Source organism: Salinicola tamaricis, assembly GCF_003006155.1.
In the GTDB taxonomy this organism is placed as follows: domain Bacteria; phylum Pseudomonadota; class Gammaproteobacteria; order Pseudomonadales; family Halomonadaceae; genus Salinicola; species Salinicola tamaricis.
Genome location: NZ_CP023559.1, coordinates 246,294 through 259,984, shown reverse-complemented (window position 1 = coordinate 259,984; position 13,691 = coordinate 246,294). Strand labels below are relative to the sequence as shown.

The window sequence follows — 13,691 nt, the reverse complement described above, 5'->3', positions numbered from 1 at the left end:
ACCGGCAGCCACGATTTCATCCTCAATGAAGGTGGCGGATCTCGCCGAACTCTCACACTTTCTCTCGTCTGTGGTCAGTCCAATTCCGGGAATTCGCGATGTTTCCACCCAGGTGGCGCTGGAGTGCTTCAAGGAGGCCGGGCCGCTCAAGGTGAAAAGTTGAAAATCGTGGACAGGGGTAGGTATTCAGGTTCTCGTCGCTGTCGAGCCGGCGTTTTGGCCGAGAGGATAGGGCCAGGGGTACCGAAAAGGCATGAAAAAATCCCGGCTGACGCAGACCCGAAGGTGAGCATCCAAGCCGGGTAAAAGAGGGGCCTATTGCTACCCATCACGAATGAGGGGAGATAGGAGACACGTGACTTCTTGGCCAAGTCACACTCTCAGGATGGCGCAATCCTTGAGTATTAGTAAGTCTAAATTGAAGACTTTTGTAAGCGCTACGTATCGGATGGAATCGGGTACAAAAAAGACCCGATAAGGGCGACGGGGTTGCCCGTGCGACCAGTCGGGTCGAGGCGGTCGCAGGGAGCAACCCAAAGCGTGTGGCCGAACCTCTTTCTCGGCCCCGCATGGCGGCCTCGGACGGGGCTTCACGGGAGCACCGAGGTCGCCGTGTGTCTCTGCGGCTTCCTGAACTTATCGGCCATGGTCGTCGGGAGTTGAGGCGTTGGGAACCTTTTTTTGCCTGTAGGCCGTGAGGATGTGGTGAAGCTGACAGGTGGGAGGGGCTCGCCAGGGATGGCGAGCATACAAAAAGCTGGGAGCGGTTTTGAACGTCGCGTAGCGACGGCCCGAAGGGGGCTCGCCAGGGATGGCGAGCATACAAAATAGCTGGGAGCGGTTTTGAACGTCGCGTAGCGACGGCCCGAAGGGGGCTCGCCAGGGATGGCGAGCATACAAAATAGCCGGGAGCGGTTTTGAACGTCGCGTAGCGACGGCCCGAAGGGGCTCGCCAGGGATGGCGAGCATACAAAATAGCCGGGAGCGGTTTTGAACGTCGCGTAGCGACGGCCCGAAGGGGCTCGCCAGGGATGGCGAGCATAAAAAACGCCCGGGAGCAGGCGTTGCCTGCAGCCGGCAGAAAGATCGCGAGATCGCGACCATGAACCTGGTAGGGCTACGATCACGGCCGTTTCGAAATACGACAAAAGTGTAAGCCGTGAATGCCGTGCCGCGTGTATTGCAATTTACTCAATAATGAAAAGCGTGAATTGGAGAAAAACACACTCAACACCCGTTTATTGACGCAAGGCTAACAGTGTTTTCACGGAAAGAAAAAAAGATATCGATGCTTGTTTAGTCGGCCACACAAAAAGCTCACGGCCGCCTCTTGGGAACGGCCGTATCGATATTCCGAGCGGGTAGGGGTCAGCGCAGCTGGCTATCCTTGCTGCCGCGGCGGTTGTACCCGGACTGGTGGGTGTGGCGTTTTCGGCTTCGGCCTGGCATGCCAAGCACAGCCTGACGCCAGGCACGGCTTCGCGCCGAGCCTGGGGAATCGGTTCTTCGCACTCTTCGCAGTGGGTCAGGCTCGGGCCGTGCCGTTCGAGCCGTCTGCGTACCTCGTCGATGCCGTCGTTCACGGTACTGTCGATCTGATCCTGTACCGCGCCGTCGTGTGCCCAGCCTCCGGCCATGGTGGTGCTCCTCTCTCGAGACCCGTTGCTCTCTTGCCGGCCCGTTGCGGATCCGTCTCATCACAAGATGGCGTCGAATCGCCCCGGCGACAAGCCCGGGGCGAGTCATGGTGGCGAGATCAGTCCGGCTGGGTGCCGGCCGGCCGGGCGTGCTCCCGCGGCGGCTCGTGCACGCAGAGTACGCGGCAGGGGGCGAGATGGGTCACCTTGTGCGAGACGCTGCCCATCATCAGCCCCTGTAGCTGGCCGAGGCCGCGGCTGCCCATGACGATAGCGTCGACGCCCAGGCGCTCGGCCACGGCGACGATCACCCGGCTCGGGTAGCCCTGCTCGATCAGCAGGTCGAACTCGCCGTTATAGCCGGGGAAGGAGGGCAGGGTATCGAGGGCGGCGTCGAGTATCGCGCGCCCCTCGCGCTGCGCGGTCTCCACCGAGGCGGCCTTGAGCGCCGCCTCGACGCTGATCAGCTCGCCATGGTGCAAAGGCGGGAAAGGTTCGCGCACGTTGAGCAGGTGCAGCTTGCCCTGGACCGGCGCGGCCAGCTGGCAGGCGACGTTCAGCGCGATATGGGAGTCCGGCGATCCGTCGATGGGAATCAGCAGTGACTTGAACATGACGACCTCCTTGCAGGCCCGAGCGGCTCGGGCGGGGTCAGGTCCGGCGCCGGGGTTCGGCTGCCGTGGCCACGGGCGTACCCGTCAGAGCCACGATAGGCCAGGCGGAAGCACCCGCCCAGTGGGCGATTGTCGCACCCGCGAGCGCAGATCGGAGACTCGATGTCACGTAGCGATGCCGTGAGCGCCGACAGGCGCTGATATCAGTTAGCTTTCGCGTCGACAGGCGCTTATGGCAACAAGGGGTTGCGTCAATCAAGACGAGAGATCAGTCACCACCCAGATGGCGGGCGGTGTCGACCTCATCGAGCCAGCCCCGGGGGCCTGCGCTGTCGATCACCCGCAGATGCTCGCCGTTGCTTTGTGCACTGAGCGGCGCATCGGTGGCCACCAGCACGCTACCGGGGACCAGCAGCGGCAGCAGGCGCGCCTTGAAGGCGTCCGGCAGGCTGACTTGATTGACCACGCTGGCGGGTACGCGTTGACCGGCTTGCTGTTCGGCACCGGGTACGCCGATCGCGATCCAGCTCGGCATCGTCGGTGTGCTGGCCGGGGCGGTCGGGGTATTTGTCGCCGTTGAAGACGCTGTATTGGCCGAAGGTTCTGGGTTGGCCGATGTCCCGGTGGCGCCACCTTCGACGATATAGGCGCGGGTGCCGCCATGCTCGTCGGGGCGTGCCAGCTCGACCCGTGAGCGCCCAATCTCGATGCCGTTGCGGTAGACCACCAGCATTCGATCGCTGCGGCTCAGAATCATCGAGATCGGCCCTACGGTGGGGGGCGAGAGCGCCCACGCCCAGGGCTGTCCGTTGGCCAGCGGCGGGCTATCGATATCGGCGCCGGTATGCGGGTCGATGGGGCTGGCGGGGCCGGGATGGACCAGCGAGACCGGCGCCTCGCCGGCCTTCGCCACCACCACCGTCATGCCCAGGTTGGAGGCGTCGAACAGGTGGCGGGCGAATCCGCTCGGCAGGTGCACGCAGCCGTGGGACTCCGGGTAGCCCGGCAGGCCGCCGGCGTGCAGCGCGATGCCGTCCCAGGTCAGCCGCTGCTGAAAGGGCATCGGCGCGTCGTTGTAGAGGTTGGAGCGATGGTCGCGATCTTTCTGCAGCACCGTGAACACGCCGGTGGGCGTGTCGTAGCCGGGGCGGCCGCTGCTGATCGTGCTCACGCCGATCAGCACGCCGTTACGATAGACGTAGGCGCGCTGCTCGGTGAGGCTCACCACCACTGCCATGGGGCCGCCACGGGTATCATCGCCACCCCAGATCCAGGCGCCCGGGACCAGAGCGTCCAGTGGGGTGTCCACCGGGCTCGACTGGCGCTCACCCCAGAAGGGGGCGGCCAGGCTCGGCAGTGGCAGTGCGAGCAGGGCGACCAGCAGCCCCGCGGTGATCCTGCGCGGTCGCGCTGCGGCGCTCCGGTACCTTCCCATGTCGTGACTCCACACCTGTGATGGGTGACTCAGGTTTCGTTCTTCACTCTGGTACGTCATCACGCGCCTCGCAACTCGGGCGGGATGGTTCCTGGTCAGCGTGAACCGATCAGACGCTCGCGGCTTTCTGTACGGGCCACCTGGGCCTGGCCGCAGCGGGTCAGGGCGGCATGCAGCAGCCAGTCGCGCTGGGGAGAGTAGGCGAACACGAACTGGCCCTCCTTGAGCACGTCGATCACGCCGCCGGCGACCGCTGGGCGCAGCGCCGGACAGCCCCAGCTGCGGCCCAGGCGGCCCTGGGCGGCGTCGCGGGCCGGGTCCACGTAGCTGGCGCCATGCATCACGATCGCCCGGCTCATGGCGGCGTCGTTGAAGCCGGGCTCGAGCCCGTCCAGGCGCAGCGAGTAGCCGTTCTTGCCCTGATAGGTGTGGCGGGTGACGAAGAGCCCGAGGCTGGAAGCGTGGGAGCCATCGCGGTTGGAGAAGTGCTCGGGGATATCGCCGCCGGAGCCCTGGCCGTGGGCCACCACCTCGCGATAGAGCAGGCGTCGCTGGGCCAGATCGAACACCCACAGCCGTGGCTCGAGGGACGAGCGGCTGTAGTCGATCACCGCCAGCCGCGCGGCGTCCTCGGCGACACCATGGTGCTGGGCGCACTGCATGGTGGCGAGCCCCAGCGCCAGCACCTCGGGGTCGGCATCCGGGGCCAGGCGCGCGAGTGTGTCGGCAGAGAGCTGGGGCACGGTGGCGGCACGGGCAAGCAGGTCGGGCGCTGGTGCCGCGAGGGCGACGGGGACACAGGGCAGCAGCGCCAGCAGCAGGGCGGTCAGCGAGATCTTCATCGGCGGGGAGCGTGGGCGGTCGCGGAAAGCGCCAGCATGCGCGAGAAGCGCCGGAGAGACAAGCCGGCAGCGGCGCACTCAGTGTGGGTGGCTGCCACTAAAGTCTAGCTGCTTTCATTTAGTTACCTAAGTACATTGAGCCCCGACCGGGCTGTGGCCCTGGGCTTCGTACGAAAACTATCTGCGCTCGCTGACTTTTCGTACAAGCGCTAGTGGACCGCGCATGACTCCCGCCAGACGCCCACAAGGCGTTCTTTCCGTACCAGGGGCCATACATGATCACATTCATTGCATCGATCCTGCTCTTGATAGCGGGCTACTTCACCTATGGGAAATTCGTGGAGCGCGTCTTCGTCGCCGACCGCAAGCGGCGCACGCCGGCCTTCACCATGCGTGACAACATCGACTACGTGCCGATGAACACCACGCGCAACTCGCTGATTCAGCTACTCAATATCGCTGGGGTGGGGCCGATCTTCGGGCCCATCCTGGGGGCGCTCTACGGGCCGGTCGCCTTTGTCTGGATCGTCATCGGCTGCATCTTCGCCGGTGCCGTCCACGACTATCTCACCGGGATGATCTCGATCCGCAACCACGGTGCGCACCTGCCGCAGCTGGCGGGCAAGTTCCTGGGCAAGGCGATGAAGCATGTGGTCAACGGCTTCGCCATTCTGCTGCTGCTGCTGGTGGGGACGGTCTTCGTCACTTCGCCGGCGGCGCTTTTGGCCAACATGACGCCGCTCTCGATCACCCTGATCACCATGGTGATCTTCGCCTACTATCTGCTGGCGACGCTGCTGCCGATCGACAAGATCATCGGCCGCATCTACCCCTATTTCGGCGCGCTGCTGCTGTTCAGCGCCCTGGGTATCGGCCTGGGCATGGTCTTCACCGGTGCGCCGATTCCGGAGCTGTCGTTCGAGAACATGCATCCGCAGCATGCACCGATCTTCCCGCTGCTGTTCCTGACCATCTCCTGCGGTGCGCTCTCCGGCTTCCACGCCACCCAGACCCCGATCATCTCGCGTACCACCGAGAACGAGGGCAGCGGGCGCAAGATCTTCTACGGCATGATGATCACCGAAGGGGTCATCGCCATGATCTGGGCCGCCGCCGCGATGAGCCTTTTCCACGGTGACCAGACACTTTCCGACGTGCTCGCCGCCGGCGGCCCCGCGGCCGTGGTCAGCCAGGTCTCCACCACCATGCTCGGCGCCATCGGTGGCACTCTGGCGGTACTCGGGGTCATCGTGCTGCCGATCACCTCCGGTGATACCGCCTTCCGCAGTGCGCGCATGATCATCGCCGACTACCTCAAGATCGACCAGCGTCCGCTGGTGCGCCGTCTGTTGATCGCCGCGCCGCTGTTCGTGATCTCCTACGCACTGACCCATATCGACTTCACCCTGCTGTGGCGCTACTTCTCCTGGGCCAACCAGACCACCGCAGTGATCGCGCTGTGGGTCGCCACCATGTATCTGGTGCTGTCGCGCAAGCCGTATCTGATCACACTGATTCCGGCGCTGTTCATGACCATGGCCACCTTCACCTATCTGGCCTACGCGCCGATCGGTTTCGGCCTGACGCTGCAGGTGAGCTACGTGGTCGCAGCGATCGGTACGCTGATCTGTGTGGCGCTGTTCATGAAGCGCGTGCGCCGACTGAGCGGCGGTATCTTCGCCGTCGATGAGCCGGAGACGCCACGCCGCCAGGCCAACGGCAAGATCGGCGAGCTGGCCACCGACTGAGTCGAGGCGTGGCCTAGACGGGCCGCGCCTGCCGCCGGCGTTCGAGGGGCTCGACTGAGACTCGGACGCAGGGCGTTCAGGCGAGCGACACAGAAAAACGGGCCCGTGCCAATGGCACGGGCCCGTTTCTATGGGGAAGGCTGAATCCAGAGAGGCCGGCCTGGATGAGCGCGGCCGGCACGGCCTGGATGTGAGAGCGCGCCGGCAGCGGGGCTGCCGGCGCGCGCCTCAGGAGGCCTTGTAGAGCTTGTCCAGCGCGGCGTTGAGGGTCTGGCTCGGACGCATGGCCTGGCTTGCCAGTTCGCGGCTGGGGTTGTAGTAGCCCTTGATGTCGACCGGACGCCCCTGGACTGCGTTGAGCTCGTCGACGATGGTCTTCTCGCTCTCTTCCAGGGTCTTGGCGATCTCGGCGAACAGCGACTTCAGCTCGGTGTCTTCGCTCTGGGCGGCGAGCTGCTTGGCCCAGTAGAGCGCCAGGTAGAAGTGGCTGCCACGGTTGTCGAGCTCGCCGACCTTGCGCTTGGGCGACTTGTCGGCGTCCAGGAACTCGCCGTTGGCCTTGTCCAGGGTCGCGGAGAGCACCTTGGCACGGGCGTTGTCGAAGGTGTTGCCGAGATGCTCCAGCGACGCTGCCAGGGCCAGGAACTCGCCCAGCGAATCCCAGCGCAGGTGGTTCTCTTCGAGGAACTGCTGCACGTGCTTGGGCGCGGAACCCCCGGCGCCGGTCTCGAACAGGCCGCCGCCGTTCATCAGCGGGACCACCGAGAGCATCTTGGCGCTGGTGCCCAGCTCCATGATCGGGAACAGGTCGGTGAGGTAGTCGCGCAGCACGTTACCGGTGACGGAGATGGTGTCTTCGCCCTTGCGGATACGCTCGAGGGAGACTTTCATCGCCTCGACCGGGGCGAGGATACGGATATCCAGACCGCTGGTGTCGTGCTCCTTGAGGTAGGTCTCGACCTTCTCGATCAGGCGTGCGTCATGGGCGCGGTTGGCGTCGAGCCAGAAGATCGCCGGGGTGTCGCTGGCACGTGCGCGGGTGACCGCGAGCTTGACCCAGTCCTTGATCGGCGCGTCCTTGGCCTGGCACATGCGCCAGATGTCGCCGGTTTCCACGTCGTGGCTGAACAGGGTGTGGCCGTGCTCGTCGGTGACCACCACGGTGCCGTCGGCCGGGATGTGGAAGGTCTTGTCGTGGGAGCCGTACTCCTCGGCCTTCTGCGCCATCAGCCCCACGTTGGGCACGCTGCCCATGGTGGTCGGATCGAAGGCGCCGTGCTGCTTGCAGTCCTCGATCACGGTCTGGTAGATGGTGGCGTAGCAGCGGTCCGGGATCACCGCCTTGGTGTCGTGCAGGGCGTCATCGGTGCCCCACATCTTGCCCGAATCGCGGATCATCGCCGGCATGGAGGCGTCGATGATCACATCAGACGGCACGTGCAGGTTGGTGATGCCCTTGTGCGAGTTGACCATCGCCAGCGACGGACGCTCCTGGTAGAGCGCGTCGATGTCGGCCTTGATCGCGTCCTGCTGCTCGCTCGGCAGCTTTTCGATCGCGCTGTAGAGGTCGCCGATACCGCTGTTGGGGTTGAAGCCGGCCAGCTTGAGCGCCTCGGCGTGCTTCTCCAGCGCCTCCTTGTAGAACTCTTCGACCACGATACCGAACATGATCGGGTCGGAGACCTTCATATGGTCGCCTTGAGGTGCAGCGAGAAGAGCACGCCGCGCTTCTTGGCATCCTTGATCTCGCTGTCGATGAAGTTGCGCAGCTGGCGGCTGCTCATGACCGCGGCGTCGACCACTTCGTCGGCCTGGACCGCGAGACCCTCCTTGAGCACCTGGCTGCTGCCATCCTTCTGCTTGAGTTCGATCTTGAGCTTGCCGGCCTTCTCGATGATCGCCGACTGCTCGCTGCCGTAGAAGTCGCCGTCGCTCATGTGGGCGACGTGGGACTGCGAGTCACTGCTCCACTCACCCATGCGGTGGGGATACTTGCGCGCGTAGTTCTTGACCGACTTGGGCGCGCGACGATCGGAGTTGCCTTCGCGCAGCACCGGGTTGACCGCGCTGCCCTTGGCCTTGTCGTAGGCTGCCTTGATCGCTTTCTCTTCGTCGTTCTTGGGCTCTTCCGGGTAGTCCGGCAGCGGATAGCCCTGGCTCTTCAGCTCCTTGATGGTGGCCTTGAGCTGCGGGCCGGAGGCGCTGATGTTGGGCAGCTTGATGATATTGGCTTCCGGCGTCTTGGCCAGCTGGCCAAGCTCGGCGAGATCGTCGCTGACGCGCTGGCTGTCGTCGAGCAGGTCAGGGAACTGCGCCAGTACGCGGCCGGCGAGCGAGATGTCGGGGTCTCGACGGTGATGCCGGCGGTGCCGGTGAAGGCTTCGATGATCGGCAGCAGAGAGTAGGTGGCCAGTGCCGGCGCTTCGTCGGTCAGGGTATAGATGATCTTCGCGCGTATTGGACATGTCTGTTCGTTAACCTCTCTTTGGCGATGGCACGTGGGCGATGCGCGTTGGCGATGGCACGGGGTGTCGAGCGCGGGCAAAGGCGCCGGCTACGCTGCGATCCAGAGCCCGTCGAGGCACCCGGCATCGCGATACGGACGATGCCACGCGCGCAAATCGGCGGCCCCGGCTGTCGATGGGCGCCCCTGGGTGACGAGTGGGGGCGCGCGCCGTAGTTGTCGACAACCTGGCGGATCGGGGCAGAGTATAACAGCGCCCGGTGACAGACGCATTCACACGGGCGGGGCTCGCGGCCGGTGACAGCCAGGTCAGCCCGCGCTGGCTCAGCGTGCCAGGGTGACGATTTCGATCCAGTTGGCCTTGTTGCCGGCCGGGGCGTCGCTGGCATGGGTCAGTTCACCGCTGGCGGCATCCACCCGATAGAGCGCGAGATGGTCGCTGCGCTCGCCGGCGACCACCAGGAACTCGCCCAGGGGGTCGATCTCGAAGCCGCGCGGCTGAGCCACCGTGGGCTGGTTGGTGACGAAGGTCAGGCTGCCGCTCTCGGGGTCGGCGCGCAGCGTGCTCAGGGTGCTGGTGCGCTCCGAGAGATAGAGATGGCGGCCATCCGGGCTGATATGCAGATCCGCGGCCCAGATCCGCGGGGTATCGTCGCCCTGCGAGATCTCTTCACGCGGCATGCCGCGGGCCAACTCGCTCTCCGGCGGCAGGCCAGTACACACTCGAGCCGGCTCAGGGTGCCGCTGTCGGCATCCAGAGAGAAGGTGGTGACGCTGGCATCGAACTCGCCGAGTACGTAGACGAAGCGCCCGCAGGGTGAGAACACGAAGTGGCGCGGGCCGACGTTGGCGTCTGTGGCGGCGGCTTCCGGTGTGTTGGGGGTCAGCTTGCCATCGAAGCGGAACTGCGCCAGGCGGTCGTCGCCGAGATTGGTGGCGAGAACGTGGCGATCGTCCGGGGTGGCGAGAATGGCATGGGCGCGGCTGCCGGTGGGGCAGGTCTGGCTGGCGTCGCCGGCCACGCCATCGGCACCGATCGGGCTGACGCTGACCACGCTGTCACCGTAGGAGGCGGCGAGCAGGTGGCGCCCGCTGCGGTCGGTGGCGATATACGCCATGCTGCCGTCGAGGCGGCCGCTGCCCAGCGGGGTGAGCGCGCCGTCGTCCTCGATGCGGTAGCTCAGCACGCGCAGCGGCTGGCTGCGGATAGCGGCATACAGAAACTGGCGGTCGGGGCTGATCGCCAGTGGCATCACGTTCTCCGCAGCCGGCGTGGTGGCGAGCGGCTCGAGCCGGCCGTGCTCGCGGTGCAGGCGATAGCTGCCGATGGTGCCGTCGCCGGCGTTGGCCACGTAGACGACGGTGTCGAAATCGGATGACGACATGCGCGCTCCTCGGGTGGGTGAAAGGGAAAGGGCTCTTGTTTTAGCATCGCGCAGGCACCGGCGTCGATTGGCGACTCAGCCGGGGCGAGGCGTTCACGCCCCCTCCCGCTTCAGGCGGCTGCGCAGCAGCTCGAGGATGGCACGCTCGTCGGGGCTGGTCAGCGTCTCGTCCTGTTCTATCTCGGTCTCCACCAGCTGGCGGAAGTGCGACAGCGTGCGCCCGTCGAGATAGCTCTCCACCACTCGCGGGTCGATATAGCTCGCCTTGGCGATACTGGGGGTGTTGCCGAGCCGCTCGGCCACCCGTGTCACCGCCTCGCGCACGTTCTTCTCGCTGCTCTGGTCATCTTTGCCCAGGCCCAGCTCGTCGAGCGCCAGCGCGGCGATCGAGGTGCCTGCCCAGGTGCGGAAATCCTTGGCGCTGAAGCGCTCGCCCATCACCTCGTGGATATAGTCGTTGAGATCGTGGCTATCGATGCGGGTCTTGTCTCCGGCATCGTCGAAGTACTTGAAGATCTCGTAGCCGGGGATGTCATCGAGCTCGGCGACGATCGCCGCCAGGCGGGCATCCTCGACCACCCGGTGCTGCTGCTGGCCGCTCTTGCCCTGGTAGTCGAAGATGAGTTCGTCCCCGTCGATGGTGAGGTGCCTGGAGCGCATGGTGGTGAGCCCGTAGGAGTCGTTCTCCTGGCGGTAGCGCTCGCTGCCGGGACGGAAATAAGCGCTGTCGATCAGGCGTACCATGCACGCCAGCACCTTCTCCCGGGGCATGCCGTCGAGGGTCAGGTGCTGCCCGGTGACCCGACGCATGCGGGTCAGGCGGCCGGCGAACTCGACCATGCGGTCGAACTTCTCGAGTTCGCGCCGCTCGCGCCAGGCGTCGTTGTAGACGTACTGCTTGCGCCCGGCACTGTCGCGGCCGGTGGCGTGAATGCGGTTACGCTTGTCGAGGAATATCTCCACCTCGCGCCAGGCCGGTGGGATGGCGAGCCCGGCGATCCACTCGCGCCAGCGCTTGTCCTTGAGGGTGGTGCCGTCGGGTGTGCGGTAGGTGAAGCCTTTGCCGCAGCGGTGGCGGGTGACGCGCCGCGGGGTCGACCGGGACATGGCAAGCTCCTTTTGCCGATGAAGAGGGCGGAGAGTAGCGGGTGGGCGGCGCCGACTCCCTGTCGGCTACACCACCGCTGCCTAAAGGATAGTCGGCCTCGGCGCGGCCGTGGGGCCCCCCAGCGCGGTGCCTTCAGTCCAGCGCGCTTCGTCTAGCGCTCTCGGCTACGCTATGAGCTAACGGCGGGCGCGATAGGGCCGCCGCAGGCCAGGCGGGCAGCCGTGTCCGCAAAACGGCGATACCAGGGAGTGGCAGCGCATGATCGGGCGGTTTCAGTGGGTCTGGCGGCGGATGCACCGCTCGCTATGGTATCGGGCATCCCTCTATTCGCTGGCCGGGGTGGTGACCGCGCTGATCGCCTGGGTAGCGACACCGTGGCTGGCGCTGCCCGAGGTCTTCACCATCGGCGCCAGGGCGGTCGACAGCATCCTCGACATCATCGCTTCGAGCATGCTCGCGGTGACCACCTTCTCGCTCAGCGCCATGGTCACCGCCTACGGCTCGGCGACCAGCAACGTCAGCCCGAGGGCGACCCTGCTGCTGATCGAGGATCGGGTGACCCAGAACACCCTGGCCACCTTCATCGGCGCCTTTCTATTCAGTCTGGTGGGGATCGTCGCGCTGGCCGCCGGGATCTACGACGCCGACGGGCGCACGCTGCTGTTCGCCGCCACCCTGGTGGTGATCGTGCTGGTGGTCTATCAACTGATCAAGTGGGCCGGCTATCTCACCCGCCTGGGGCGCGTGCGCGACACTATCGGCAAGGTCGAAAGCGCGGCCTGCGCCGCTCTCGGTGCACGCATCGAAAACCCCTATCTCGGTGGCGAAGCGATGCCCGCCGTGCTGCCCTCGGGGCTGAGCACGGTGCGGGCGGGGCAGGTGGGCTATGTGCAGCATATCGATACCGCGCATCTCGGTAGCCTGGTCGAGGACGCCGGGGAGGCGATCTATGTGCAGGTGCTGCCGGGCAGCTTCGTCGATCGCCACGCCGTGCTGGCTGCCAGCGCCACCCTCGACGAGGCGCGCATCGACGCGATCCAGGCCGCCTTTACCATCGGCCCGCTGCGCCACTTCGACCAGGACCCGCGCTTTGGCCTGATCGTGATGGCCGAGGTCGCCTCGCGCGCGCTCTCGCCGGGCATCAACGACCCCGGTACCGCGATCGATGCGATCGGCTGTGCGGTGCGGACGCTGACGCCCTGGGTCGAACACGCCACGGGTGGCATCGGCGAGCCCGAGTCGCCGGTCCGCCACGTGCATGTCGAGGCGCTGTCGACCCAGGATCTGTTCGATGACTTCTTCACCCCGGTGGCGCGGGATGGTGCCGGTAGCGTGGAGGTCTGCATCCGTCTGCAGAAGGCGCTGCGTGCGCTGGCGGTGGCGGGGGATGTGCGGATTCAGGCGCTGGCGCGGGAGCATATGCAGCTGCTGGTGGCGCGCTGCGAGCACGCCATGCCGCTGGAGGCGGACAAGGCCAGGGTGAAGGCGCTGCTCGACCCCGAGCCCGCCCGTTACACCTGATACTCGATATCCAGGGCCGCGAACCGGCGCCCGGTCTGCCCTTCGGGCGGGGGCGCCGGCCGCGGCCGTGGTGGTTCAGTTGAGGCCGAGCAGCCCACGCAGGGTCGACAGATCCTCCGCCAGCACGTTGACCGGGCCGGTCAGGGCGCGGCGGTCGGCGTCGCTGACCTTGTCGTAGGAGACGAAGCCCTTCTTGGGATCCTGGGGGTCGACCCGGTAGTCGGCCAGGATCGCCTCGACGTCATCGAAGTTGCCCTGCACGCGCTTGACGAAGCCGGCGTCTTCCTCGGCGGCCAGCGGCTTGAACAGCTCGAAGATCTCCTGGGCGCCATCCACGTTGGCCTGGAAGTCCCACAGGTCGCTGCGGCTGTAGCGGTCCTCTTCACCGGAGACCTTGGTCGCCGCGACCTCCTCCATCAGCGCCGCGGCGCCACCCACCACGGTCGAGGGCGGGAAGGTGAGCCCTTGCACACGCTGGTCGAGGTCGTCGACGTCTTGCATCAGCCCCTTGGCGTAGGGGGCGAGCCCTTGGGTGCTCTGGGCCTTGAAGAGGCCATACTCGAGGCGGTGGAAGCCGGTGAAGTCGGGGTCCTTGACGCCATGCTCATAGTCGTCCTCACGCGCATCGATGCTGGCGTCGAGGTCGGCGAACATCTCGGCGATCGGCTCGATGCGCTCGTAGTAGACGCGGGTGGGGGCATACAGCGTCTGGGCCTTGTCCAGGTTGCCCTGTTCGATCGCCTGGGTGAACTCGCGGGTATGGGCGACCAGCTGTTCCAGGTTGTCGAGCACATAGAGCTTGTACTCGGCGATCGGGCCGACCAGCGCATCGGCGGGGACGGCGGCCTGGGCGGGGGCGTTGAGTGCCATCAGCGCCAGGGCGCTGACGCTGATCCAGCGGGAGAGCGGTTGCATGGTGAAGCTCCTTTCGATGATC

Annotated in this window: 11 protein-coding genes and 1 pseudogene; 3 read left to right on the top strand and 9 right to left on the bottom strand. The window is 65.9% G+C overall.

Annotated elements, in window-relative coordinates; all coding sequences use genetic code 11:
* Positions 1 to 25 precede the first annotated feature (25 nt).
* Entirely contained in the window at positions 26 to 163 is a 138-nt protein-coding gene (locus tag CN538_RS21595; protein ID WP_242495454.1) for an Lrp/AsnC ligand binding domain-containing protein, read from the top strand.
* Positions 164 to 1,238: 1,075 nt separating this feature from the next.
* Here the strand turns inward: CN538_RS21595 and CN538_RS01195 are convergent.
* From CN538_RS01195 to CN538_RS01180, 4 genes are all read right to left on the bottom strand, one after another.
* A complete protein-coding gene (locus tag CN538_RS01195) occupies positions 1,239 to 1,637 on the bottom strand; it encodes a DksA/TraR family C4-type zinc finger protein (protein ID WP_479725157.1) in 399 nt (132 codons plus the stop codon).
* 119 nt (positions 1,638 to 1,756) lie between these two features.
* A complete protein-coding gene (locus CN538_RS01190; protein WP_106418287.1) occupies positions 1,757 to 2,251 on the bottom strand; it encodes a universal stress protein in 495 nt (164 codons plus the stop codon).
* Between the two features lie 268 nt (positions 2,252 to 2,519).
* Positions 2,520 to 3,686 (bottom strand): L,D-transpeptidase, encoded by a 1,167-nt coding sequence (locus tag CN538_RS01185; protein WP_106418286.1) that lies wholly within the window; start codon positions 3,684 to 3,686, stop codon positions 2,520 to 2,522.
* Between the two features lie 95 nt (positions 3,687 to 3,781).
* A complete protein-coding gene (locus CN538_RS01180; protein WP_106418285.1) occupies positions 3,782 to 4,528 on the bottom strand; it encodes a murein L,D-transpeptidase catalytic domain family protein in 747 nt (248 codons plus the stop codon).
* Between the two features lie 275 nt (positions 4,529 to 4,803).
* Here CN538_RS01180 and CN538_RS01175 point away from each other — a divergent pair, with 275 nt between their 5' ends.
* A complete protein-coding gene (locus CN538_RS01175; RefSeq protein ID WP_106418284.1) occupies positions 4,804 to 6,276 on the top strand; it encodes a carbon starvation CstA family protein in 1,473 nt (490 codons plus the stop codon).
* A 228-nt stretch (positions 6,277 to 6,504) separates the two neighbouring features.
* Here the strand turns inward: CN538_RS01175 and CN538_RS01170 are convergent.
* The 4 genes and pseudogenes from CN538_RS01170 to CN538_RS01155 form a co-directional block, all read right to left on the bottom strand.
* Positions 6,505 to 8,734, bottom strand: a pseudogene (locus CN538_RS01170) (NADP-dependent isocitrate dehydrogenase).
* A gap of 330 nt (positions 8,735 to 9,064) precedes the next feature.
* Positions 9,065 to 9,421 carry a beta-propeller fold lactonase family protein gene (locus CN538_RS23905; protein ID WP_106418283.1) on the bottom strand — a complete coding sequence of 119 codons (357 nt, stop codon included), beginning with the start codon at positions 9,419 to 9,421 and terminating at the stop codon, positions 9,065 to 9,067.
* Complete coding sequence (locus CN538_RS01160) at positions 9,307 to 10,125, bottom strand: lactonase family protein (RefSeq protein WP_106418282.1); 819 nt, start codon at positions 10,123 to 10,125, stop codon at positions 9,307 to 9,309. Before CN538_RS01160 ends, CN538_RS23905 begins: the two co-directional genes overlap by 115 nt.
* 93 nt (positions 10,126 to 10,218) lie before the next feature.
* On the bottom strand, positions 10,219 to 11,232 hold the full coding sequence (locus CN538_RS01155) for a DNA topoisomerase IB (protein ID WP_106418281.1): 1,014 nt from the start codon (positions 11,230 to 11,232) through the stop codon (positions 10,219 to 10,221).
* Between the two features lie 259 nt (positions 11,233 to 11,491).
* Here CN538_RS01155 and CN538_RS01150 point away from each other — a divergent pair, with 259 nt between their 5' ends.
* Entirely contained in the window at positions 11,492 to 12,754 is a 1,263-nt protein-coding gene (locus tag CN538_RS01150; RefSeq protein ID WP_106418280.1) for a DUF2254 domain-containing protein, read from the top strand.
* Positions 12,755 to 12,829: 75 nt separating this feature from the next.
* Here the strand turns inward: CN538_RS01150 and efeO are convergent, their stop codons facing one another.
* Positions 12,830 to 13,669, bottom strand: a complete 840-nt coding sequence (gene efeO / locus CN538_RS01145; protein ID WP_106418279.1) for an iron uptake system protein EfeO — start codon at positions 13,667 to 13,669, stop codon at positions 12,830 to 12,832.
* Positions 13,670 to 13,691: the final 22 nt, after the last annotated feature.